General features: G+C 59.7%; 15 protein-coding genes and 8 pseudogenes. 9 read left to right on the top strand and 14 right to left on the bottom strand.

Going from position 1 to position 24,315, the window contains the following annotated elements:
* From AC0L2A_RS15675 to AC0L2A_RS15650, 6 genes and pseudogenes are all read right to left on the bottom strand, one after another.
* Positions 1–632: efflux RND transporter periplasmic adaptor subunit (locus tag AC0L2A_RS15675; RefSeq protein WP_473609514.1), on the bottom strand; the 632-nt coding region annotated here is incomplete at its 3' end.
* A 202-nt stretch (positions 633–834) separates the two neighbouring features.
* A pseudogene (locus AC0L2A_RS15670) lies at positions 835–989 on the bottom strand (SAM-dependent methyltransferase); the annotation flags it as partial.
* A gap of 1,306 nt (positions 990–2,295) precedes the next feature.
* Positions 2,296–2,640 (bottom strand): annotated as a pseudogene (locus AC0L2A_RS15665) (hypothetical protein); the annotation flags it as partial.
* Between the two features lie 723 nt (positions 2,641–3,363).
* Positions 3,364–4,317 carry a GDP-L-fucose synthase family protein gene (locus AC0L2A_RS15660; protein ID WP_473609513.1) on the bottom strand — a complete coding sequence of 318 codons (954 nt, stop codon included), beginning with the start codon at positions 4,315–4,317 and terminating at the stop codon, positions 3,364–3,366.
* A gap of 91 nt (positions 4,318–4,408) precedes the next feature.
* Positions 4,409–5,506, bottom strand: coding sequence for a GDP-mannose 4,6-dehydratase (gene gmd, locus AC0L2A_RS15655; protein WP_473482486.1), 1,098 nt, complete (start codon positions 5,504–5,506; stop codon positions 4,409–4,411).
* 142 nt (positions 5,507–5,648) lie between these two features.
* Entirely contained in the window at positions 5,649–6,638 is a 990-nt protein-coding gene (locus AC0L2A_RS15650) for a nodulation protein NodZ (protein ID WP_473609512.1), read from the bottom strand.
* 466 nt (positions 6,639–7,104) lie between these two features.
* On the opposite strand from AC0L2A_RS15650, the pseudogene AC0L2A_RS15645 reads away from it, so the two are divergent.
* A pseudogene (locus AC0L2A_RS15645) lies at positions 7,105–7,832 on the top strand (beta/alpha barrel domain-containing protein); the annotation flags it as partial.
* Positions 7,827–8,019: pseudogene (locus tag AC0L2A_RS15640) on the top strand (aminotransferase class III-fold pyridoxal phosphate-dependent enzyme); the annotation flags it as partial. The pseudogenes AC0L2A_RS15645 and AC0L2A_RS15640, both read left to right, overlap by 6 nt.
* Positions 8,020–8,248: 229 nt before the next feature.
* Here AC0L2A_RS15640 and AC0L2A_RS15635 read toward each other — a convergent pair.
* Both AC0L2A_RS15635 and fabG read right to left on the bottom strand, forming a co-directional pair.
* Positions 8,249–8,839: a NodA family N-acyltransferase gene (locus AC0L2A_RS15635; protein ID WP_473498000.1), complete on the bottom strand. Its 591-nt coding sequence runs from the start codon at positions 8,837–8,839 to the stop codon at positions 8,249–8,251.
* A gap of 484 nt (positions 8,840–9,323) precedes the next feature.
* Positions 9,324–10,061 carry a 3-oxoacyl-[acyl-carrier-protein] reductase gene (gene fabG, locus AC0L2A_RS15630; RefSeq protein WP_473584872.1) on the bottom strand — a complete coding sequence of 246 codons (738 nt, stop codon included), beginning with the start codon at positions 10,059–10,061 and terminating at the stop codon, positions 9,324–9,326.
* 212 nt (positions 10,062–10,273) lie between these two features.
* On the opposite strand from fabG, the pseudogene AC0L2A_RS15625 reads away from it, so the two are divergent.
* A pseudogene (locus tag AC0L2A_RS15625) lies at positions 10,274–10,384 on the top strand (LysR family transcriptional regulator); the annotation flags it as partial.
* On the opposite strand, the gene AC0L2A_RS15620 reads toward AC0L2A_RS15625, so the two are convergent.
* Together AC0L2A_RS15620 and AC0L2A_RS15615 are read right to left on the bottom strand one after the other, a co-directional pair.
* Positions 10,371–11,579, bottom strand: coding sequence for a beta-ketoacyl-[acyl-carrier-protein] synthase family protein (locus AC0L2A_RS15620; RefSeq protein ID WP_473497997.1), 1,209 nt, complete (start codon positions 11,577–11,579; stop codon positions 10,371–10,373). The pseudogene AC0L2A_RS15625 and the gene AC0L2A_RS15620 overlap by 14 nt on opposite strands.
* Entirely contained in the window at positions 11,580–11,855 is a 276-nt protein-coding gene (locus AC0L2A_RS15615; RefSeq protein ID WP_473498024.1) for an acyl carrier protein, read from the bottom strand. It lies immediately after the preceding gene.
* Positions 11,856–12,597: 742 nt separating this feature from the next.
* Here AC0L2A_RS15615 and AC0L2A_RS15610 point away from each other — a divergent pair.
* Complete coding sequence (locus AC0L2A_RS15610; protein ID WP_473609510.1) at positions 12,598–12,924, top strand: hypothetical protein; 327 nt, start codon at positions 12,598–12,600, stop codon at positions 12,922–12,924.
* A gap of 773 nt (positions 12,925–13,697) precedes the next feature.
* On the opposite strand, the gene AC0L2A_RS15605 is transcribed toward AC0L2A_RS15610, so the two are convergent.
* Together AC0L2A_RS15605 and AC0L2A_RS15600 are read right to left on the bottom strand one after the other, a co-directional pair.
* A complete protein-coding gene (locus AC0L2A_RS15605; RefSeq protein WP_473609509.1) occupies positions 13,698–15,614 on the bottom strand; it encodes an acyltransferase family protein in 1,917 nt (638 codons plus the stop codon).
* A gap of 424 nt (positions 15,615–16,038) precedes the next feature.
* The gene (locus AC0L2A_RS15600) at positions 16,039–16,425 is read right to left on the bottom strand and encodes a TolC family protein (RefSeq protein ID WP_473609508.1); all 387 of its coding nucleotides are present in this window, start codon (positions 16,423–16,425) and stop codon (positions 16,039–16,041) included.
* A gap of 122 nt (positions 16,426–16,547) precedes the next feature.
* Between AC0L2A_RS15600 and AC0L2A_RS15595 the strand changes: the two are divergent.
* Positions 16,548–16,850 (top strand): annotated as a pseudogene (locus AC0L2A_RS15595) (DDE-type integrase/transposase/recombinase); the annotation flags it as partial.
* Positions 16,851–16,980: 130 nt separating this feature from the next.
* Here the strand turns inward: AC0L2A_RS15595 and glmM are convergent.
* The gene (glmM, locus tag AC0L2A_RS15590) at positions 16,981–18,333 is read right to left on the bottom strand and encodes a phosphoglucosamine mutase (RefSeq protein WP_473609525.1); all 1,353 of its coding nucleotides are present in this window, start codon (positions 18,331–18,333) and stop codon (positions 16,981–16,983) included.
* 213 nt (positions 18,334–18,546) lie between these two features.
* Positions 18,547–18,992, bottom strand: a pseudogene (locus tag AC0L2A_RS15585) (Tn3 family transposase); the annotation flags it as partial.
* Positions 18,993–19,259: 267 nt separating this feature from the next.
* Between AC0L2A_RS15585 and AC0L2A_RS15580 the strand changes: the two are divergent.
* From AC0L2A_RS15580 to AC0L2A_RS15565, 4 genes and pseudogenes are all read left to right on the top strand, one after another.
* Positions 19,260–20,064, top strand: a pseudogene (locus AC0L2A_RS15580) (ISL3 family transposase); the annotation flags it as partial.
* A gap of 415 nt (positions 20,065–20,479) precedes the next feature.
* A complete protein-coding gene (locus AC0L2A_RS15575) occupies positions 20,480–21,712 on the top strand; it encodes a cytochrome P450 family protein (RefSeq protein WP_473609506.1) in 1,233 nt (410 codons plus the stop codon).
* A gap of 16 nt (positions 21,713–21,728) precedes the next feature.
* Positions 21,729–22,931 (top strand): cytochrome P450, encoded by a 1,203-nt coding sequence (locus AC0L2A_RS15570; protein ID WP_473609505.1) that lies wholly within the window; start codon positions 21,729–21,731, stop codon positions 22,929–22,931.
* Positions 22,932–23,024: 93 nt separating this feature from the next.
* The gene (locus AC0L2A_RS15565) at positions 23,025–24,314 is read left to right on the top strand and encodes a cytochrome P450 (protein WP_473609504.1); all 1,290 of its coding nucleotides are present in this window, start codon (positions 23,025–23,027) and stop codon (positions 24,312–24,314) included.
* Position 24,315: the final 1 nt, after the last annotated feature.

The raw sequence follows: 24,315 nt of genomic DNA, 5'->3' as shown, positions 1-24,315 counted from the left end.
ATCACGGAACTGCCAAGCTCCACCGGCACCCGGTCGATGACGCCGTCGAACGGCGCCTTCACCTCGTTGCGGTCGAGCTCGGCCTGCGCGGCTTCCAGGTGCGACTGGGCTAGCGTCAGGTTGGAGCGCGCCGTATCGAGCTGCAGCTTGGGCAGATTGCCGGTTTTCATCAGCCGCAATGCTGCATCGAGTTCGGCCTGACGCTGGACCAGAAGCTGCTTGGCGTTGCTGACCGCCGAAAGCTTTTCCTCGGCGGCAAGCATCAGCACGAGGTCGCCGGTCTTGACGCGCTGTCCCTGCTTGACCGGCAGCTTGTCGATGACGCCGGCGGCGCGAGTCGCCAGGACGGCGCGCTTATCGGCTTCGGTCAGTCCGGAAATCCGGATGGCGCGCGCATGGATACGCCTGGGCGGAGTTATGGTCGCGACGGTACGCAACGGCGCCTTGGGCTGTTCTGCCTCAGCGGGCTTGACCTTGCCGGCGTCGGCCGCCTTTGGCTGCTCGACCTCCCCCGCCTCGGGTTTGTCGGCGGCCGCGCTACCGACCGACGAGAACTCGCCCGTCGCCATCCACGCAGCGAAACCGACAAGCACAACAATGGCTGCAAGCTTGTGAAACCTGTACTTCGGCATCGTCATTTTTCCAGTGCGCGGGGTTCGCCGGGCCGCGTCTTCTAACTCGGCGCGTTGCCGATATGGGTGCGTGCAGAAAAGTTGATGGGTTATTACTTCGCTGGACAGGATGCGCCCGCCGACGTGAGGCGCGCCGGACCAGCGCGGCCGTTCATCTGCGACATCACACTCGGCATCTTGTCCCACTCGGGGCAACCCCTTAATTGGGGGCTAGCCGCTGCGTAAAAGCGCCGGCAGCGCACCCGACTTCGAGCGCATTTGCGACAGGACCTTGCGCAAGTGACACCTGAGAATTTGCGTATGGCGCTCCCGCTCGAACGGATTGCCATTGAGCCGCCATGGATCGTCTGCGGCCATTTCTCGATTCAGCAGTTCATGATCGACTTTATGGGTCAAATTCACACCTCGCTAAGTCAGCAATCACCGACGCTGCAAAACGCCGTCAGAGATAGCGTCGGGACCCGGGCACGCTAATTCTGAAAGCGGGGCCGTTCGTGAGACCCGATGTCAAAACACCACCACGCTTCACCGTGTGGTTGCCCACCTCGTGCACTTCTGGGACCATTCAGCGAATGAGAGTCCGTTTGACGCGCGCATAGACACCGATGACGAGGAACGTCCCGGCACCAATTTCCACTGTCTTCGGATCGTTGCCTTCTGTACTCCTATGGGCATAGGCGGTTGGTGCTCAGGCTTCTTCGTCGGGCGTGCCTGCAGGCCGAGGCACTTGATTTCGGTCACACTCCTAATAGGGTCGGCAAGATTGGCAAAATTGATTGTTCGGATGACAACCATCCACGCCCTAAACACATCGAAGGCGGAAATGGGCGTGGCTGGGTCCGCGCCTGTGTGGCGTTGGCCGACAAACGCTTTGCGGTGGGCGGGAATCCCGCACACACAGCGATTGAGACGCTGACGATCCGCAGTGGAAGAGGCTCGCGGCATTCAGCAGCCTCGTCTTCATCAAGCATGGATCCTACCCTGTGCATTGTCGATCTCGCAGATGCGATCGAGTTTGTGGAGGAGTGGCCGGAGGACCGCCGCAGTCTGATCCATGAACAGCCCTTCACCGGTGCTACCAGGCACAAGACGCCGCACGCCAATGGGCGTGGCCCGCGATGCCTTTGTCGGCTCCGCGAAGCGAGCCGCAATCCTGAAAGACCTCGAGGCGGCAATGCCGTGGATCGCTGCTTCCAATTCGGGCGGTGGACAGGTGCAGGTTCGTTCGGCCGTCCACCTCATTTTGTGCCGCATATGCCGGGTTGCCCGGTCGCTGTGTTGGGCAGGGCACGACCGATGGAGGCAGAATATCACCAGCTGCGCCGGATGCGGCTGACCATGGTGGAGAACGACGAGCGTGCAACCACGGAACCGGCTGCGCGCTACGCGGGTCGGAGGTCACGGCCATAAGGCGGAGGTCAACTTCGAAGGGAGCGCGGCGGTCCTCTCTCGTTCGAAGACAGAGCAGTCCCGACCGGATCGCTCGTAGAGGGGAGGCCATGCCATAATTGCACCGAAAGCCGACCCTGGCCGAACCAGGAACGCTTGAAAGAGCAGATCACGCTTGTGCGTATACAAGGGGCGGAAAGCGTCATGCTGTTCAATGGGATGGTGGATCCCGTGCAGCCGCGACCGCTCACATCGAACCACACTCGCCAGCTTATTACGACGCCAGCACGCTGTGACTGTGGTTCACCGCCTCAGCAATGGCCGCAATGCCATGACGGACAAAGGGAAGATGTTGGCCGAAGCGCAGCCCCACATGTCTTGCAAGCCGTGCAGCCGGGTGCTCGCTTGAGTAGAGTCCGACGAGAATATTCGTAGCATGGTAGAGCGGCGCCGCCGACAGGCGCAGTCGGCTTTCATATCTGTGGAGCATGTCGGGATCGGCAATGTCGCGACGGTCGCGCCATGCTGTCAGGATACCATGGGCGAGTTGCCTCGGGCCGCCGGGGCCGATGTTGAAGCCATGCGCGGTCACCGGGTGCATGCCAATGGCAGCGTCGCCTGCTCACCGCATAGGCGGTCACCTGCCACTGCCATCCCAGAGCGTCAGGATGCGCTGCGCGATAGCTTGGCGTGCTGCACACGCGCGCGATTTGTTCAGGGCAAGTGGTTCATCAACGAGACCCGCTGCTGCAGGAGTTGTAAACGCCCGCACCATGGCGCCGCGAATCCGCGCTTTGGCACCATGACCTTGAGGCGAGTGAGTTCGGCGCTAACATGCAGACTGAAGCAAGCCGATCAGCCAGGCCCATGCCGGAGAGCACGGCGACCAATGCCGTCAGCTACACCACCTAGGGGGGACACGATCCTGCACACGATCCCGCCTGCGGTTAAGCGCGAGTTGAAAAGCATACGTCCACGTCCGCCATTACCGCATGCACCGCCTTGGATAAGGCCTGCCCCGAGGCATGGCGGGGCCCCGGTTGGCGTTCGTATCGACGGCAGGTTCCTAAGCAGCGACTCCCGTGAGGTCGAGCAGTTCTAACTGGCGGCTTGAGTCGACGGCGCTCACGCACAGCCGTTCCAGGTGCAGCCCGTTATGCGCTGGGCAAGCTTTTGGGTGGTCCTCAGCACCGCCGGTCGCAGAGAGGTCCGGTTTGCACCGTTGGCACAGGCCAATATTGCGACCGCCTCGGATGTATGCGTCCCTCTCTTCTGTTTGGCCTGACTGAACAAACTTGCACCCGGTCGGACACGCAGTCCAACCAGGATGCGCGCATCCACATCAAGCCCCATGAAGGCGAAGAAAATCCTCATACGTCGCTTGCAACCCGGCACCAAGAGACGTTTTGGCCTTCCAGCCAAGCTTACGCAAGCGCGTTACGTCCAGTAACTTGCGCGGAGTACCGTCTGGCTTCGTTGTGTCGAATACCAGATTGCCCTCCCAGCAGACCGCCGCCTTGACGAGTTCCGCCACCTCGCGAATTGTGACATCCTCGCCAACGCCAACATTAATCAGGGGCGCAGTGTCGGGGGCAGTCAAGGCGTCAAAATCCGAATCTGGCAGGCCAAGCAGGAACGCAATGGCATCGCCTACATCCGACGAATACATAAACTCTCGCCGAGGGTTTCCGGATCCCCAGACCCCCACCGAGGAGTCGCCGTTTATTTTAGCTTGATGAAAACGGCGTATCAGAGCAGGCAGAACGTGGCATTTTTCGGGGTGATAATTATCGCCGGGACCATATAAGCTGGTCGGCATCAACGCGAGATAGCGCGTCTGGTACTGCCGGTTAAAAGACCAGCATGATTCGACTCCTGCGATTTTTGCCAAAGCGAAGGGACGATTTGTCGCTTCAAGCGGACCGGTGAGAAGGTATTCCTCCCGTATCGGCTGCGGACAGTCGCGTGGATAGATACATGAGGAGCCAAGAAAAATCATCCGTTCGACGCCGGAAGCGTAAGCGGCATCAAAAACACTGAGTTGGATCGCGAGGTTGTTATGAAGGAAATCGACAGGAGAGCTAGCGTTCGCCATTATACCACCAACCTTTGCGGCGCACATAATGACGTAATCGGGCCGCCGCGACATGAAGAACCTGCGCGTCTCGGTCCGGTCAAATAGATCCAGTTGGTCGTGAGTACGTGTTATTATCTCATACGATCCTAACGCCTCGAGGGCACTCATTGTGGCGGATCCAACAAGGCCGCTATGGCCTGCCACATAGACTTTCTTCATCTTTTTGTTTCCCATGTGATAACGCTATGGACGCTCCTTAAGAAGGCCACCCTAACGCTGACAACAAGCCAGCATGGCGCCGCCGTTGTCATCATAACTCTCGTGGACTGTATGAATAATAACCCTGCGTCATCAGCACTGCGTCACGCTCTGCCATGCGCAAATCTTCCCGAACCATCTCCCTAACCAATTCAATGAAGGAGATTTTTGGCTCCCACCCAAGTTTTTCTTTGGCCTTGCGGGCATCGCCGAGAAGTGTCTCGACTTCTGCAGGACGAAAATAACGGGGATCTACTTTTACGATCAAAGCTCCCGTCTTTGCATCGTATCCCTCTTCGTCGACCCCTTCCCCAACCCAACGAACACCAATGCCGAGTTCAGCGGCCGCGACGGTGACAAATTCGCGCACCGAATGTTGCTCACCGCTAGCGATCACAAAGTCTTCAGCTTGCTCCTGCTGCAGCATCAACCACTGCATCTGGACGTAGTCTCGAGCGTGCCCCCAATCGCGAAGAGCATTAAGGTTGCCCAAGAATAGATTCGGCTGCATTCCAAGCTTAATCCGAGCCAGGGCGCGCGTGATTTTTCGCGTTACAAATGTTTCTCCGCGCGCGGGTGACTCATGATTAAATAAAATGCCGTTACATGCGTACAAGTTGTAAGCTTCTCGATAATTTACGGTGATCCAGTGAGCATACAATTTGGCAACAGCGTAGGGTGATCGGGGGTAGAACGGTGTCGTCTCGGTCTGTGGCGTTTCCCGCACCAGCCCGTAGAGCTCAGACGTCGAGGCTTGGTAGTAGCGCGTATGCTCGACGAGCCCCAGGATCCGAATTGCCTCGAGGATACGCAGCGCACCCAACGCGTCCGAGTTCGCGGTGTATTCTGGTTGTTCAAAGGAGACTGCAACGTGGCTCTGAGCTGCCAGATTGTAAATTTCGTCCGGCTGAACCAGTTGGATGACGCGCGTAAGGCTGGACGAGTCTGTCAAGTCCCCGTGGTGAAGTGTAAGATCAACGCCACTTTCATGAGGATCATGATAGAGATGGTCTATACGGCCCGTATTGAAAAGAGACGATCGTCTTTTTATCCCATGCACAGAATAGCCCTTTTCCAGCAGCAATTCTGCGAGGTAGGAACCGTCTTGCCCCGTGACCCCGGTGATTAAAGCGACTTTTCTCTTTGACAAGCTTGAATCCTTTTGATTTTGACGCGCCGAAGAAAATGCTCGCCTGCGGCAGGATTGCGTGGCGAGAAAGGGGCGCATTGGGCAGGGCGAACGGGGCCTCTGCGCGAAGGCAAGGGAGAGTTAGAGCGGGATGCCAACCCCTTCATAGGGCCGGGGAACGGTCGAAAGAGTTATCAGTCAAGATCAAACGACGCGGGTCATTCAGATCGAATTCGACAATTCGTGGCACGAAGAGGCGGGCATAGCGGGAGAAGGCGCTAGTCGGAGGAAACCGAATTACAGTGTCGCATCTACCAAGGAGATACATCTCAACGAGAGCGGAAAAACCCCCGTCAATGCCCAGTGCTGCACTGTTTAAGGGGCCGGCCTGATCCGCTTGGAAGCGTTTTGGGACGGTGAAAAGTTCGGGAAATACGCCCGACAAGTGATCAACAACCTGGGCGCTGTCTGTACACAAGAACACCCTTACAGGTCTTGGATGCGGTTGCGCTTTGGCCATACGAATGGCAGTGCATACCTGCTCTAAGGCAACCTTTGGATCAGCCCAGTAAGGTGCGTGATCCATAATATCTCCGCCGTTGCCGTGGCGGACATGGACCCCAATTATGCTGTGCCCGGCAAAGTGTTCCTGGTAGAGCGCTTCAATCCGATCCTCAATTTCGACCCTCGGTCTGATGCTCCGAAATATCGTTCGCTCGGCTTGCTCATCGCAGCGCCACATCAAGCAAGCATCACACACCACCGTGTTGGCTTCACAATCATCTTGGGCCTGGAAAAGATCGTTAAGCTCGTCACGTTCTTGGAAAATCTGTTCATCCGGACGGTACACGCAGTCGATGGATGGCTTGTTCCACCACGACGGGAAGAAGGGACCGGGGAATGAGACGTGGTTGATCTCGTCATCGCAAATGACCCGTACACCACCGATCTCTTCAATTGGCTTGAAGAAAGCCGGAAAGGCATTCGCAAACGGGTTGTCGAGGTAACAAGAGCCGCGCCAATCTATTGCTAAAGCCCGTCCCGTCCGATGTGCGTAGTCCCATGCCGACGCGAGAGACCACAAGCAATCACCGAGACCCTCGCGCCGTCGAGAAACAACGAACCGATCCATCCTTGAGCCATCAACAAGCATCTAAATTGCCTCTTTCCAAAACAACCACAAACCTCAGCTTTGCTGCTGCCTTTGAGGCAAGCGCCTGCGCAATTCGGGGAGCTTGTCGTGCTGCGCCAATGCGATGCAGCTTGCGTCGATCGCGGAAGTGCCTGGCCGCGATGGACGCGCGCCTAGGCTGGTATTCGGCGCACACCAGAAAATGCTCTTTGGAGCCAACGCAGACATCAACGACTTTCCCTAAAGGCTTACATCTTTGAATTCGTTCTATGCAACGTGCCGCAACATTCGTAAAATCGTCTGTTTCGATGAAACGCATCCACGTTATGGATGGCTAGTGACATGGGTTCCAGGGCGTTGACCTGAACCCTCTCGTTGTGCGTCACTGCTAATCCCAGCGGAAGCTTACGGCGGCAGCACGCAGCATGACCCACGTCAGCCGGCCATGAGCGCGACCGCAACGACGACATCCGACGGAGCCGTTGACATGACTTCACTTGCACACTTCCTCAGATCATCATCCCTGCTGGAAGACCTGGGCAGAGCCGGCGATATCACGAGCGATGCAATTATCGCCGCCGATGCAAAGCCACGCTTTCGCTTAACGCGCGCCAAGCGGGCGTGGGTGCGGGGCTCGACCTGTGGCGTTTTCTTTCTTGCTCGTCGATCCAGCAATCGATGTGCAAATCCGGCGGCCGGACGGCAGCGATGTCGAGCAGGTCAAACCATTGCGATGGTAAACGGGCCGGCGCGAAGCCTGCTGAGCGGACCGCGCTCGATTTTCTGTGCCGTCTGAGCGGCATTGCTACGGCTACGGCCGCGTTGTTTGTCGAAGCGATACGCGGTCAGGCGCCAATCACCGCTTCGCGCTCGACGACGCGGTGCTCAAGGACAACCACATCGCCATTGCCGACGACATCCGCACCGCAATCGAGCGGGCGCCTAGCGCCATAGGTCACATGGTCAAGATCGAGGTAGAGGTGGACAGGCTGGACCAGTTGGAGATAGCGCTTACAGTGGGCGTCGACGGCATGCTCCTCGACAACATGTCGGTCGAGGAGCTTGCGCAAGCTGTGCCTATGTCGGGCGCAGCGCGATCACCGAGGCCTCGGGCTTGAGTAACGCGGGCGAGCGCCCGGCAATTGCGGCGACCGGCGTGGACCGCATATCGGTGGCTGGCTTACCCGCAGCGCGCCCATTCTCGACATCGGTCTCGTGCTCGGCGCCGGCGGCATGCTGATGTACCCGGCCTGGGTTCTGACCGAATTGAAGAAGATCACTGAGGCCTCCGGCACGCTCCTGATCGCCGACGAAGTGATGACCGGTTGGGGAGCGCACCGGAACCATGTTCGCCTGCGAACAGGCGAACATCTCTCCAGATATCCTGTGCACCTCGAAGGGCTCGATTTTGGGATAGTCGATGCCCGTCGATTTCAGGGTGACGGGATTCAGGTCTGAAACGTCGGTGCGCGGAAGCTCGCGCTCGGATCGATTTAGATCGCAGATCTGCACGCTAATTCAGCCTTGATCCACAGCTAATGTGAATGGGAACGCGTATTCAGTCCTAGTAGCTCTGCAAAAATCCTCCGCTCTGGTGCCCTCAGCGCCATCACCCGGCACTTCAAGATGTCTCATAGCTCCGGACCGTTCCGAACGATCAGGGTGCCGGACGGCCACTCGCTCATCGAGCGTCCAATCGGCACAACCACGACGAGCACGTCCTCGACGCGCGTGGGCGGCAGGTCAAGACACACATCTGCGAGAGTGGACCGCACGCGAACGCCCGACACAATAGCCGCCAGGCCGTCTCTGCAGATCCTCTCAAAATGGTTCCGCATTGCGTGCCGAACGGTGCCGAAAGCGAATGGAACCCCAAGCTGCTGCATTACTGGATATAGAACGCGCATTGAATGACCGATCCCTTGTCCCTCAAGATCCGGACGCACCCCGTACAACCCCAGGTCGGCCACCAGGAGGTCTACCTCGTCAACCTTGATGAAGCGGCGTAGTATGCCGATATGAGCCGCTACGCCGTGCGCGTCGTAACTGATTGCGCGGAGCTCCGGCCTCGCACCGGCCCAGCTACGGCCGCCTTCGAATGGCTCTGAGTTGGAGGCCCCAGTCGGTCCGTAGGTCTTTCGGAAGAACTCGGAGAGTTCGACATGGTCGGCCTGTTGCAACTCATTTTCCCAGCACAACTTCCACCGCACGTCAGAGTACATGGAAAAACCTCATCTTTGTTGCTGCTTTGTTGAGGTAAGCCCCTACGCATAGGGACGTTTGTCGCATCGAGCCGGGTCGATGTAGCTTGCTCAGATCACGGAAGAAACTAGCCGCAATCAAGATGCGACTCCGTTGTGTTCGGCGCACACGGAAGGCGTACACCAGAAAATGCTGCTCGGAGCCAATACAAACATCGTTAATTACCTTTTGGCTTAGATCCTTGATATCTTGCTAGGCGACGTTCTGCAGAATTGGCAAATCGTTTGTTTCGATGAATGCATCCACGCCATGGATAGGAATAGCCCTGCGTTTCAAAGCGCTTGATCTAAACCTGCGCCCAAGGCGGCCTTTATCACACGAGGCTTCGACCCGGCCAGTTGCCCGACCGACCCGCTCGTCAGCTGCCGGCCCAATCGACTGCTATCTGGGACGGAACCTTCCTCCACCGTTGATACGCGTCCTCGTGCGCACTGAACTTTTAGGCTAAATCATTGCCATGCCGCCGTTCACATGAACGGTTTGGCCGGTGATGTAGGCGGCCTCGTTCGAGGCCAGGTAGACCACAGCCGAGGCGACTTCCACGCCGGTGCCCATGCGCCTGGCCGGAATCGCGGCCATGATCGCTTCTTTCTGCTTGTCGTTCAGCTTGTCAGTCATGGCCGATTCGATGAAGCCCGGCGCCACGCAGTTCACTGTCACGCCGCGCGTCGCGATCTCCTGCGCCAGCGATTTCGACATGCCGATCATGCCAGCTTTTGACGCGCAATAGTTCGCCTGGCCGGGATTGCCGGTTACACCGGACACGGAGGTGATGTTGATGATGCGGCCGTTGCGGCGGCGCATCATCGAATAGGTCAGTTCGCGTGTGAGCCGGAACACGGCGGTCAGGTTGACCTCGAGTACCGCGTCCCAGTCCGCGTCCGACATCCGGATAAAAAGCCCGTCCTTGGTGATCCCGGCATTGTTGACCAGTATGTCGACGCCTTCGAGTTCGGCTTCCGCCTTTGCGCCCAGCGCCTTGACCTCGTCGCGGTTCGAGAGGTTCGCCGGAAACAGTTTTGTCCGCTCGCCAAGCTCGGCAGCCAACGCCTCGAGCTTTTCGACACGCGTGCCGTGCAGGCCGACGGTTGCGCCCTGCGCGTGCAGCGCCCGCGCCACAGCCTCGCCGATTCCACCGCTTGCTCCGGTGACGAGCGCGTTGCGGCCGGTCAGATCGAACATTTATCGATTCCCTTTCTAAGGACCGGCTTCGCACGGAAGCGGTCACTGGCGGCCCTGCGCCGTCCAGACATTATCGGTACAGCTGCTGGACAGGCCTCGAGCCGAACTCGGAGGGCCTCGCTTAATCTTCCGGGTAGCGGTACGTCCACGTCGCTTCAACAGCTGAGAATTTTGCAAAAACGTGCCCCGGCTCGTCCAGCTTCCGCAGCGCATTCACCGAGGCGGTCCAAGGCCACGCCCTTCACAATCGTGATCCGGCAAAGATTTGGAAACGAGAGATAGAGTTACTGGAGGAATGTCGCATGGCTTCTACACCTGCTTGAACGCCAGAACTGCGTTCATGCCGCCCATGGCGAAGGCGTTGCTCAGTGCCACGCGCACCTTGCGCTCGCGCGCCACATTGGGCGTGACGTCGAGATCGCAATCGGGGTCTGGCTCGCGATAATTGGCGGTCGGCGGCACGACGCCCTCCTGGATCGCCATCACGGAGGCGATCATTTCAAGTGCGCTCGCTGCGCCGAGGCAATGCGCGTGCATGGACTTGGTGGACGAGACAGACATCGAATAGGCATGGCCTCCGAAGACGCGCTTGATCGCCGCCGTCTCGGTCTGATCGTTGGCCTTGGTGCCGGTGCCGTGGGCGTTGAGGTAATCCACGTCCTCGGCATTCAGCCCGGCGTCGGCAAGGCAAGCGCGCATGGCGGCCTCCGGCCCCTCGATAGACGGCGCGACGATGTGGAAGGCATCCGCGGAAAGGCCTATGCCTGCGATCTCAGCAAGCATTGTGGCACCGCGCGCCGCGGCATGCTCATAGCTTTCCAACACGGCCATGCCCGCACCCTCACCTATCACCACTCCCTTCCTGTCGGCGGAGAAGGGCCGGCAAGTATCCGGAGCGAGCGCGCGCATTGCTTCCCATGCCTTCATCTGAAGCCATACGAGTGGCGCCTCGGCGCCTCCGGCAAGCATCACGTCGGCCCGGCCGAGCCTGATCTGATCCGCCGCCGAAGCGATCGCATGGTTGGCTGATGCGCATGCGGAGGCGATGGCAAAGACCGGGCCGCGCAGGCCTAGGCTCATGCTGACCTGGCTGGCAGCGGCGCTCGGCAACCCCCTTGGTGCAGTGTAAATGCCCACACGCCTCGCACCGTCCAAAAAGAGGTCGCGGTAGGTTTCTTCGACCGTTCCCCACCCCCAGCCGCAGACGCCTACTGCCGCGCCGAAGCGATACGGATTTCCCTCGTCGCAGGAAAGTCCGGCGTGTTGCATGGCTTCGCGCGCTGCAAGCACAGCGAGCAAGCTCAGGCGGTCCATGGAGACGAGCTGGTTGCGGCCGATGTCGTGCTTCGGCAGCTCCTTGATCTCGGTACCGACAGTGCCCTTCATCTCATGAAGCTCGGAAGTGACCATCGGGCGGACGGCGGAGCGGCCTTCGCGCATCTCTTTCCAGATAGAGGCGGCGTTGTTGCCTAGGCCGCAAAGCCCGCCCATCCCAGTAATGACGACTCGCCTGTCCAATCAGACCTCCTTCGCGAGCAAACCGCGGACGGCTTCCACCATGTCGCCGACATTCTTGAGATTCGACCAGGCGTCGGCCGCGTTCATGTCGATCTTGATGTCGTAGGCCTGCTCCACATCCCAGAGGAGATCCGCCAGACCCAGCGAATCGACTCCGAGCGAGGTCAGTTCCGTGGCAGTCGTTATTTCGCCGATGATGGACGCACTCTCGCCGCTCTCCGATTCGACGCGGTTCTTGATCGTGGCAATGATTTCCGTCGCGAGTTGATCAGCCATTCTGTTCCTTTCCATAGCAATGCCTTTTGACGTGGGTGCGGCGCCATACCTCTGCCAGTCACGTCGCGAAAATCGTCCCTGACTAGACTTGTGCCACTCACCAACAGCAATCGGAATAAAAAGACCGGATGAGTTCCGGTTGGTCTGCGGCGTAGGCATCCAACTGCAACTCATTTTCCTGGGGCAACTTCCATCGCACGTCTGAGCTCATGGAAATTTCTCCTTCGGGCTCTTTTTTCGCTAGCGTCACACGATAAGGGTAGCGGGCGATCAGGGCGTGTGAGGTGCTGTCAATGCGAGATTCCGGAAGATTGATAAAATCGTTTGTTTCGATGAGATGCATCCACCCTGTGGATAGAGATACATTCCAATGAACGGGCAAGCCTCTGGTTGCGGGAGATAAGCTACAGGAGACATCCCGCATGGCTCCACGCAAAAGCTCGGCACGTCTCGGGCGCTACTAGATGCTCAGCGCCTCACACTCGCTCTCTACGGTGCGACGAAGCGCGCTGGCGGTCGTGGAAGGCACAAAGGTTACCAATCCGCAGTGTGGATTCATCCTGTGGCTCGACCTTCCGCATACCATCGATTCGCTCGACTCTTTCAGGGCTGCATCGCGGCGGCGGCATGGGCGGTATGGGCGGTATGGGTTTCTAAGCTCTGCGCCTCTCACCAATCTCAAAGGGCGGCGGCAATGCCGCCCCCTTTTTTGGAACGGAGCCGGTCGGAAAAGGTTTGGGGCTTGGTCATCGGTGGTTCCTTCGCAGGTTGTGTCAGCAACCCAACCCTACCGAAGAACATCAATACCGCCGCTACGCCGCTCGCTCGCTACAGCGCCGCGATCCTCGCCTTCGGCCTTGTCTACATGCATCCTTTTTTCGGGGACGGTAACGGCCGCATTCACTGCAACCTGATCCACCACGTGCTTGCCATGCGCAGCTTCAACCCGCCGGGAGTGGTGTTTCCTATCTCGGCCGCGATACTGGACTCATGCCAACGACACGATTTATGCCGCTATTTCTACGCTTCCAACCTGAAGCGTGTCTGGCGTGTGGCGCCACCTCTTTGACGGGCAGCCCCAACACGTCGGCGACATATCCGAGCGCTAGCATATCACCCTCCATTCGATTGCATCTAATTTGAATCCGAACTTCGATACTTTAAATTAAATGCCAATCCTGGTCTAAATGACTGCATTCTCCAGTTAACTGTCATGAGACATATAATAGATGAAAAACATGTTCTGATTGAGTGAGTTCATATTATATTAATATTATGTAGAAAATATAAACCGTCATAATTATTCATGAACTGGTTGTTTCAAACGCATGAAAAGCAATTAACCCATTTCTGATTCTGATGCTGACAATGGAGTGGGACAACAGAAGCAGGCGCGATCTCATCTGAGTGGCATGAGATGATGGGCGAGAGATGATGACACTGAATGAGCCGGGGGAGCTTACGGTGTCAATTTCTATGTCTGCGCCTATGTCTGATGACAGAGGTTTCCATGTTCTTGAGGCGGCTCCGAACCGGGACCGACGATGACGTCGGCACCGTCGACACGATCCGGCAGACCGGCAAGTCCAAGAGCTGCTTATGGCGTTGGCAGAGCGCCCCAATTCCTCAATGCGGGTAACAATCCGCTGCATTGCGGCCGGATCTCCGGAACGGATCGGCTCATCATCAGCGCCGTGCGGGAACGCGTTCCGCTTGGCAGCCTTGCGGGCCGTCGCCTCGTGCGCTTTCAGCTCGGCGCAGCGGGCGTCCGAAATCCTCATGCGCTTTTCATTGCGAGCCACGCGAAAGTGCTCGCGGTTCACTCCACCTAAAAAATTCGCTCTAACGAGCAGCCCTGATCAGCCTCTCAGCAAGACTTGTCTTTCGAGCGATGATTTCTGATCCTTCATAGGAAAGATGGCCGCTGTCCCGGTAGAGGAATTTGCCATCGATCTCGGTTCTGCATTTTGTGTCGTCGCAGAGAAAGTCGTGGTAAGAGACAACCTCTACGTCAGCTTTCAAACCCACCTGGTTCAAGAGCTCAAGAGTGCGGGATCGCATCCGGCGGTAATCGGTGACATAGATTTCGCAGTCACTGTGCCGCCCGAGCATAAGATTTCCCCTCACCTTTCGCTCAAGGCAATCGCCGATATCGAAGCTTGCGACTGGCGGGGGAGCAACTACGACCACTCGCCTGCCCAAAGCGCGAACGGCGTCGACGAGGGACTTGATACCCTCAACGGCTCCATCTACCGAAGTTTCAACTTCCGTGAATGTCCCGTCACGCCTCTTAAGCAGCATGAAGTCTTTTGAATCAGGGGCGTCAAATGGGCTCGAAATGACAACGGTCCTTATCCCCGGCCGATTTTTCAGGATACCCAAAACACTGTCATTGAAGCGAATACAGTCCTCGGCGAAGGAGGGAGACGCTGCGCGCTTGGAGAAGGCAGCAACGCCGATGGCGGGGAAGCACCCGCTCATTGTGAGCTGAGCCAGGCCGGCCTCTCCGATCGTTTTGGCCAAGCCGGGAACCAGTGCCATGGCAAATGAATCGCCCCAAACCAGCATTTCGGGCCTGCCCGTCGTCTGACAGGCCTCGGGAATTCCCTGAGGAGGCGATCCAGATGTGAGATCACATGCCCTTCCCAGGCCGTAATTGATCCGTCGGCTCTCGGAAAAGCCAACCCTACTTTCGGCTGCGCCAATGTCGACTGGCCGTGCGAAGCCGAGAAGAACCGTTGCGGCAACGAGTCCTGAGGCCATCCGTCCACGAGATGCCACGAATCCCTGCCGGAACGGCTTTTCCACGAAACGGTGAAGAACTAAGCTGGCTACAACTGAGAAGGCAACTGCCGCGTAGATCGCAAGCGCGGGAGGCTCTGCCAGCCAAGCAGCCCGCACATATACAAGCACCGGCCAATGGACCAGATAGAGCGAGTACGAGATATCCCCGATCCTTGCCATGCTTCGAACCGCCACATTATCCCTGCTGGGCGACAGCAGGAGGATCAGGGTTGCCAAGCAAACCAAAGCGGCATCCACGATCGGGTTCTGCGAACTAAGTCCAATGGGAATAAGGAGGATAAGCACGAGCGCCGGGAGGCGCAGCGCCGCACACTTGGCCGCCACGCGAGCGCTGGCGGGAAGCAATGCCCCGAGCGAACCAATCGCTATTTCCCAAAAGCGGGTCGGCAAAAGATAAAATGCAGCGTATGGGTGACGAATGGCTACGTAGAGACACAGTGCCAGGCTGGCAACCAGGAGCAAACTAACCGCTGTGAGCCGCCATCTCTTGGGAGCCAAGGCCAAGAAAGCAGGAAGCAGCAGATAACACTGTTCTTCGACAGCGAGCGACCAGAAATGCAGGAGAGGCTTCGTTTCGGCGGATTCGCCGAAATAGTCCGCCTGAGACCAGAGAACGATGTTGCCGGTGAATGTGAGCGCCCCGAGGACCTGACTTCGGAAGTCCCGCAGGCCCACGTCCGACAGGAAAAAGGGTGCAGCGATCGTCGTGAGCGCAATGACCACATAGGCCGCGGGCAACAGGCGCTTCGCACGACGATAATAGAATTCCCAATAGCTGAACCGTGACTGCTCAAGCTGGGTCGCGATGAGGCCGGTGATCAGAAAGCCCGAAACTACGAAGAAAATATCAACGCCGAGATAACCAAACGGCGCGATTTGGGTATGATAAAGGACAACCAGCAGTACAGATAGACCCCGCAAGGCCTGGACATCGGCTCGAAAGTCTCGCGGCATAGAAGACCTGATGAAATTCCCGGTTTAATTGGATGAACTGAGGCCTCGCACCAACGATGTGAAAATGGTGCCCTTCTAGATCATCCGCTGGATCGAATTCGGCCGATCTGCCGCACTCGCCCATAACATAAGTAAGAAAGTTGCCGGCAGAAGGTGTCGGCGTACTTGCTTTCGGTCAATTGTTGTTCTTCTAATGGAGCATGCCCGCTAATTCGTAAAATCGATTGGTTGAATGCCATACATCCAGCCTATGGATCTCTTGCACACGCTCTGATGGCATTCGATTCGGCGAGGTTGCCGACTGCTTGCCGTCACCGTAAGTTTTTGCCCTCCCACAAAACGTCGAGCCAAAGGCGCCCGCCACGCGCGTTCGCCATAAGGCTTCATCACGCTGCATCTGACTTCAAGTTCGAATCCACCGCTTTCAAGTAGGCGCGGTAGTTGCGCGCCGCGACACTGGCGTCGCCGATCTGCCGTCGCGTTCTGTCCGCACGAGTGCGGTCTCGACTTCGGCGACCGCGTCCAGCACACCTGATTTGTAGGCGGCCACCGCCACCTTATATGCGGCTGCCGCGCTGCCCACTGCCGCCCGGCGCGAGCCACCGTCAAAAAGCGGGATCGAGGCGGCCGGGCCGAAGGACCAGGGCAGAGAGGTTCCCATCAGCGATGAACCGTCGATCTTGACAGAGCCGCCGAGGCTGAGGCTCGGATAGAGATCGGCTTTTGCCGCGCCGATCTCGGCGAGCGATGCAGCGACCTCGAGCTCAAGGGCGTCGATGTCGGGGCGCTGCCGTAAGGCGTCGGCAGGCACAGCGGATAGCTTGAGGATCCTCGGCGCGGTAACCCTTGCCTGCCCATCGCCAGAATATCGCGGACGTGAGGCTCGTCACCGCCAGTAAGTCGGGCGAGTGACTTGACGAGAACCTCGCACTCGACGTCAGCCCGACCAATCATGAGGCGATCATTTCCTGCGACGCCGAACACCGCCTGCGGAATCGATCGCGACCAGCGCTGAAGCCGATCCGCATCCGCAAGAGCAAGTACCTCAACAATCGGATCAGGACCATCGGCGCATCAAGCGCCGCACTCAGTCGATGCTCGGCTTCAAGTCGATGGCGAGTGCCGATGCCGTCCTTTCCGGCATCGAAATGGTTCACATGATGCGTAACGGCAGGCGAGGTTCGCCATAATCCACGTCCCTCGATCGCCGAGCAGTTCGAAATCCTTGCAGCATGATCATCGGCGCGAAAGCGTCCCGTTGTAACCAGAAGCACGATTTGCGACAGAACCCTCCCGAGTAACCCCCGTTTGCTATACAGCCGCAAAGACTAAGGGCGGGCCGCCAATCACACCACGGTCATAGCGTCTAGGCAGCGGTCTTGATCTCGGCCATGACGCCGACGATGTCGTTCACCACCGTCTCGACCAGCTTCTGGTCGTCGCCCTCGGCCATAACCCGAATCAGGGGCTCGGTGCCGGAAGGCCGGATCACTAGGCGGCCGGACTTGCCGAGCCGGTTGCGGGCATCCTCGATCGCGGCCTTGACGGGTGCTGTCTCCAGGGGCTCGCCGCCGGAAAAGCGCACATTCTTCATGAGCTGCGGCACCGGCTCGAACTTTTTGCAGATCTCGCTGACCGGCTTGTTCTGGCGCTTGATGCAGGCCAGCACCTGCAGCGCCGAGACCAGCCCGTCGCCGGTGGTGGAGAAATCAGACAGCACGATATGGCCGGACTGCTCGCCGCCGACATTCAGCCCATGCGCGCGCATGTGCTCGACCACGTAACGGTCGCCGACCTGGGTTCGGTGAAGTTGCAGGCCGGCTTCACCGAGGAAGCGTTCGAGGCCAAGATTGGACATGACGGTGGCGACGACGCCGCCGCCTGCCAGGCGGCCGCTCTGATGCCAGGATTCGGCGATCAGCGCCATGATCTGGTCGCCGTCGACGACAGCGCCGTTCTCGTCGACGATGACCACGCGGTCGGCGTCGCCATCGAGCGCTATGCCGATGTCGGCGCGCACTTCATGAACCTTCTTGGAAAGGCCCACCGGGTGCGTCGAACCGCATTCCTCGTTGATGTTGAAGCCGTTCGGCTCGTTGTTGATGGTGATGACCTCGGCGCCGAGTTCCCAAAGCGCTGCCGGCGCCACCTTGTAGGCGGCGCCGTTGGCGCAATCGACCACGATGCGCAGGCCCGCCAGCGACATGGACCGCGGCAGAGTGCGCTTGGCGAATTCGATATAGCGGTCGTGCACGCCGTCCACGCGCTTGGCGCGCCCGAGCCCATCCGCGTCGGCCAGCGAAATGTCGACATCCTGGTCGAGCAGCGCCTCGATGCGCATCTCGATCTCGTCCGACAGCTTGTAGCCGTCGGGGCCGAACAGCTTGATGCCGTTATCGTAATAGGGGTTGTGCGAGGCCGAGATCATCACGCCGATATCGGCGCGCAGCGACCGCGCCAGCATGGCGACCGCCGGCGTCGGAATCGGCCCCAACAGGAACACATCCATGCCGGCGGCACAGAAGCCCGCGACCAGCGCGTTCTCGATCATATAGCCCGACAGCCGCGTATCCTTGCCGAGCACGACGCGATGGCGATGGTGGCCGCGCTGGAACGACAGGCCGGCAGCCATGCCGACCTTCATCGCAACCTCGGCGGTCATCGGAAATTTGTTGGCCCCTCCCCGGATCCCGTCCGTTCCGAAATATCGTCTCGTCATCTTACTCGACGTGCCCATATATGATTCACCCAAGTGTCGCCTCGTGGACATTCCCACAGGCAGCCAGTGTCCGAGCGACTGGCCGCTTGCCACTCCGCATCTTCTTTGCAGAATACCATGATTGTCAGGACGAAAGATGTCCTTAGCTCACAATCTGGGGTGAGGACAAGAGCTGTACAAAATCTTGCGCTAAGCCCGAACGGATCGTGAAACTCATGCGGCTCGCCGGGTTGGGGTCGGTAGCCTAAGGGTTCGAAAGCCTTCGGGCATCTGATGCTCGGTGTCCCAGGTGTAGATGCCTGTCAGGGTTGACATGTTCCCAACTCAGCGGCGAGATATGCTTCAACAGCGTATCTGGAATGTTTCGCCCTCCTCGTTTCAACTGTGTGGCCCGCGCGGTCGAGATAGACCGTGTTCCAGTGTACGATCGCGCTGACGACGAGGTTGAGCCCGGATGCGCGGAAGGCCTGGCTCTCGAACGAACGATCGCGAATTTCGCCTCGCTCATGGAAGAACACGGCGCGCTTGAGCTTGTGTGCTGCTTCGCCCTTGTTGGGGCCGGCTTGGCAGCGTGCCGGGCTTGAGTACCATTCAATCATGAATATGGATCGCTCGATCCTGCCCAGTTCCCGCAGCGCCCTTGCGAGTTGGCTTTCCTTCTGTCGCTTTGCAGTTAATGAGGGTCTTCCTCAATTTGTGTGGTTCATCCGCTGTTAGCGACGCCACTCTCTATCTTTCCCTGACATGCGGACCTTCCAACCTGCTTAGCGCTAGCGCGCTACGCCCGACAGCCTCTTACCGAGCTGTAGCATCTGCCTCTTGAAGCGCCTGCGAACCGTCGCCAGCGCATCTGTGTCCATTCCCCAGGATCTTCCTCAATTTGTGTGGTTCATCCGCTGTTAGCGACGCTATCGCTATGGGCGGGCATGCGAACGAAATCGAAATGGTCGCCCGGCCCAGGGGGCAGAATTCTGGGTGTCGCGCTCACTGATGATCACAGTTGGGTTGTTTCCGCTGCCGGACCAGCGATCGGCATTTGCCCCGATTGTGGCCGGCGAAGCCGAAGTCGGCATGGCTGGTCCAACCGCACCTTCAGGATCTGCCGGTCCAGGGCAAGCCCGTGACGGTGAAGCTCCTGCTGAGCCGCTGGCGATGTGCACATCAGAAATGTGAGCGACAAACGTTCACTGATCGACTCCCGACGGTTGCTTCCCCTTATGCGCGCAGGACGACGAGGGTCGTGGAGATTGTCGGCTTGCTCGGGCATAGCACGGGTGGACGTCCTGGCGAACGCCGCATGCAACGGCTCGGCATGCCGGTCAGTGACGACACCATCCTGCGGCAACTGAAGCGGGATGCCGCGGTTACTCACCGCGCCTCCGAGATTCGGGTGGTTGGCATCGATGACTGGAGCTGGCGGCGAGCGACGCGATACGGCACTATCATGGTTGATCTCGAGCGCCACTCGGTCGTCGACATTCTCGATGATCGGAGTGTCGATAGCGCAGCCAGGTGGCTGCGGAATCATCCCTGCGTCGAGGTATCGTCAGCCGACACCGCTGCGGCCTTTATGCGCAGGCCGTCCGTGAAGGCGCACCGCAGGCTCAGGTGGCCGACCGGTTTCATCTGGTCCAGAATCTTCGTACGGCAATCGAGGAACAGATGAGCCTTAGTGGACGTGCTTCAGGAAGATCCATCCTGTCCGAGGACGCTATTGTCGACGCTGCGACAAAGTCCAAGAGCTGCATATGGCGTTGGCAGAGCGCTTCGCCGCCGAAGGCTTCAAGGGCTGTTGCGACAAGACGCGGCCCTCGCGGTATTGCGGCTCTCGGGCCCCGAAGCCCTGCCGAGCGCGGTTCTGATACGCCGTGAGAGGAATTGGATGACGGGCCAGAATTGTGAAATATATTGCGGCATTATGTAATTTTAGAAATCCCAGTAACAAATAAAATTAACATTCTTTTCACTTGAATTTTCGGCCTTATTGTTAAATTAATTAGAGCGACCGAACCCGTCAGCTCAAGCTGGTTAGTCGAAATCCAATTTTACTGGTGCTTTTTGAGAGATTAGACTCTACGAATTTTGCGCGAAGCTGCAAATGATTTTGTAGCTTTACTACATTATGGTTCTTTATGGAGTTGTCTGCATGCGCGTAGAAAACGGTCATTGCGATGTGATCGGTGTGTCGGTCGCTCCCACGCAACTTAATAGTCTGTCTGCTGCGATTCTGCAGCAGGGGGGGATGGCGCAAGTGTCGCTGCCAGGCAATGTGGTGACCTGGGCGGCAGGCCGTCACCAGACGCTCAGGCGGATGTTTTCCGACCAGCGTTTCAACAGGGACTGGCGACAGTGGCGGGCGCTGCAGGATGGCGAGATTCCCGAGGATCATCCGCTGATCGGGATGTGCAAAGTGGACAACATGGTCACGGCGCATGGCGCCGATCACCGGCGCTTGCGCGGCCTGCTGTCCAGCAGCTTCGCGCCCAGTCGTATCGCCTTGCTGGCGCCACGGATCGAACAATGCGTCGATCGACTCCTGGCCGAGATGGCGCAGCGCGGCGGCAGTGCCGATCTGATGTGCGAGTTCGCCGTTCCGCTGCCCACCAACGTGATCGCCGAACTGTTCGGTTTGCCGGACGAACAGCGCGAGGAGATTGTCGCGCTCACCTACAGCCTGGCCAACACCTCCGCCACAGCCGCAGAGGTGCGACAGACGCGGCAGCGCATCCCGGAGTTCTTCCGTCGCCTGATCGCGCTCAAGCGGGGCAAGCTCGGCGACGATCTGGCTTCGGCCCTGATCGTCGCGCGCGACAACGGCGAGCTCGTTTCCGACACCGAGCTCATCGACATGCTATTTATGGTGCTCTCCGCAGGCTTCGTGACCACCACCGGCGTCATCGGCAATGGCGTGCTGGCATTGCTGACGCATCCGCAGCAACTGCACCTGGTGCGCAGCGGCCAAGTTCCGTGGTCACAGGCGATCGAGGAGATCCTGCGCTGGGGCAGCGCAGTGGCCAATCTACCGTTCCGCTATGCCACCCAGGACGTGGAGATCGACGGATGCATGGTCCGCCGCGGCGACGCCGTCCTGATGGCGTTCCATGCGGCGAACCGGGACGAAAAGGCCTTCGGTCCCGGCGCCGACAGGTTTGATGTCACCCGGCGGCACAACCCGCACCTGTCGTTCGGCGAGGGGCCGCATTCCTGCCTGGGCGCTGAGCTGGCGCGCCTGGAATTGCGCTGCGCCTTCCCCGCGCTGTTCGGGCGGCTGGAGGATCTGGCGCTGACCATCGCCGCGGAGGACGTCGTCTACATGCCGTCTTACGTCATTCGCTGCCCGCAGCGCCTGCCGGTCACCTTCCGCCCGTCCATCGCTTAAAGAGTGAGGTGCCACCATGTCCGAACAACCCTTGCCGACGCTGCCGATGTGGCGCGTCCATCACATCGAGCCCTCGCCCGAGATGTTGGCGCTATGCGCCAATGGTCCGATCCACCGCGTGCGGTTCCCGTCCGGGCACGAAGGCTGGTGGGTGACAGGCTACGACGAGGCCAAGGCGGTGCTGTCCGACGCGGCATTCCGGCCCGCGGGAATGCCGCCGGCGGCATTCACCCCGGATTCGGTGATTCTCGGTTCGCCGGGGTGGCTGGTCTCGCACGAGGGGGGCGAGCATGCCCGGTTACGCACGATCGTGGCGCCGGCCTTCAGCAACCGCAGGGTGAAGCTGCTCGCGCAGCAGGTCGAGGCGATCGCCGCGCAGTTGTTCGAGACGCTGGCGGCCCAGCCCCAGCCCGCCGACCTGCGGCGCCACCTCTCCTTTCCGCTTCCAGCCATGGTCATCAGCGCGCTGATGGGCGTGCTCTACGAGGATCACGCCTTTTTCGCCGGGCTATCCGACGAGGTGATGACGCACCAGCATGAAAGCGGCCCGCGCACCGCGTCGCGCCTGGCCTGGGAAGAACTGCGCGCCTACATTCGCGGCAAGATGCGGGACAAGCGCCAGGATCCGGGCGACAACCTGCTGACGGATCTGCTCGCAGCGGTCGACCAAGGCAAGGCAACCGAGGAAGAGGCGATCGGCCTGGCGGCGGGCATACTGGTGGCGGGGCACGAGAGCACTGTCGCGCAGATCGAATTCGGCCTGCTGGCTATGTTCCGCCATCCGCAACAGCGCGAACGCCTGGTCGGCGAACCGTCCCTGGTGGACAAGGCGGTGGAGGAAATCCTGCGCATGTACCCGCCGGGCGCGGGCTGGGACGGCATCATGCGCTATCCGAGGACGGACGTGACCATCGCGGGCGTGCATATTCCCGCGGAGAGCAAGGTGCTGGTCGGCCTGCCGGCGACGTCGTTCGATCCGCGCCATTTCGACGACCCGGAAATCTTCGACGTCGGACGCGACGAAAACCCGCACCTGGCGTTCTCCTACGGGCCGCACAACTGTACCGGAGCGGCGCTGGCCAGGCTGGAACTCAAGGTGGTGTTCGGTTCGATCTTCCAGCGCTTTCCCGCGCTACGCCTAGCCGTGTCGCCCGAAGAACTGAAGTTGCGCAAGGAGATCATCACTGGCGGGTTCGAGGAGTTGCCGGTGCTCTGGTGACGCGCGGACGCCGCCGGGATCGGGATCTTCTCCGCAATTTGCCGGCGCGCCTGGCGCGCACCGATCAGATCAGCCAGCCAACAGGTAACCAGGATGGACGTGCAAGAAACCACAGCAGCATGCCGGGACGCCTTCGCCGAACTGGCGTCGCCAGCGTGCATCCACGACCCGTATCCGTTCATGCGGTGGTTGCGCGAGCACGATCCGGTGCATCGCGCGGCGTCGGGCCTCTTTCTGTTGAGCCGCCACGTCGACATTTACTGGGCGCTCAAGGCCACGGGCGATGCGTTTCGGGGACCGGCGCCGGGCGAACTGGCGCGCTATTTCCCGCGTGCGGCGACCAGCCTGTCGCTCAACCTGCTGGCGTCCACGCTAGCGATGAAGGACCCCCCGACGCATACGCGTCTGCGCCGGCTGATCTCGCGCGATTTCACCATGCGCCAGATCGACAACCTGCGGCCGAGTATCGCGCGCATCGTCGCAGCGCGCCTGGACGGCATGGCGCCCGCGCTGGAGCGCGGGGAGGCGGTGGACCTGCATCGGGAATTCGCGCTGGCCTTGCCCATGCTGGTCTTCGCCGAACTGTTCGGCATGCCCCAGGACGACGTGTTCGGGCTCGCCGCCGGCATCGGCACCATTCTGGAAGGCCTGAGTCCGCACGCCAGCGATCCCCAGCTCGCCGCCTCGGACGAGGCCAGCGCCAAGGTGCAGGCCTATTTCGGCGACCTCATACAGCGCAGGCGCACCGATCCCCGCCACGACATCGTGTCGATGCTGGTCGGCGCACACGACGACGATACCGACACGCTGTCGGATGCGGAGTTGATCAGCATGCTGTGGGGCATGCTGCTGGGCGGCTTCGCCACCACTGCTGCGACCATCGACCATGCGGTCCTGGCGATACTGGCGCATCCCGAACAGCGGCACTGGCTGCAGGGAGACGCCGTGGGGGTGAAGGCATTCGTCGAAGAAGTCCTGCGCTGCGAGGCGCCCGCCATGTTCAGCTCCATTCCGCGTATCGCCGTGCGCGACATCGAACTGGGCGGCGTGGTGATCCCGAAGGACGCGGATGTGCGCGTGCTGATCGCGGCCGGCAATCGCGACCCGGACGCCTTCGCCGATCCCGACCGCTTCGATCCCGCGCGGTTCTACGGCACCAGTCCTGGCATGTCGACCGACGGGAAGATCATGCTGAGCTTCGGCCACGGCATCCACTTCTGCCTCGGTGCGCAACTGGCCCGGGTGCAGTTGGCCGAGAGCCTGCCGCGGATCCACGCGCGCTTCCCAACGCTGGCATTGGCCGAGCAGCCGACCCGGGAGCCCTCCGCGTTCCTTAGGACGTTCCGCGCGCTGCCGGTGCGGCTGCATGCGCAGGGGGGCTGAG

The organism is Mesorhizobium sp. WSM4844 (assembly GCF_055811775.1).
The sequence above is the reverse complement of the archived record's forward strand: the minus strand, read 5'-3'. Positions and strand labels throughout refer to the sequence as shown.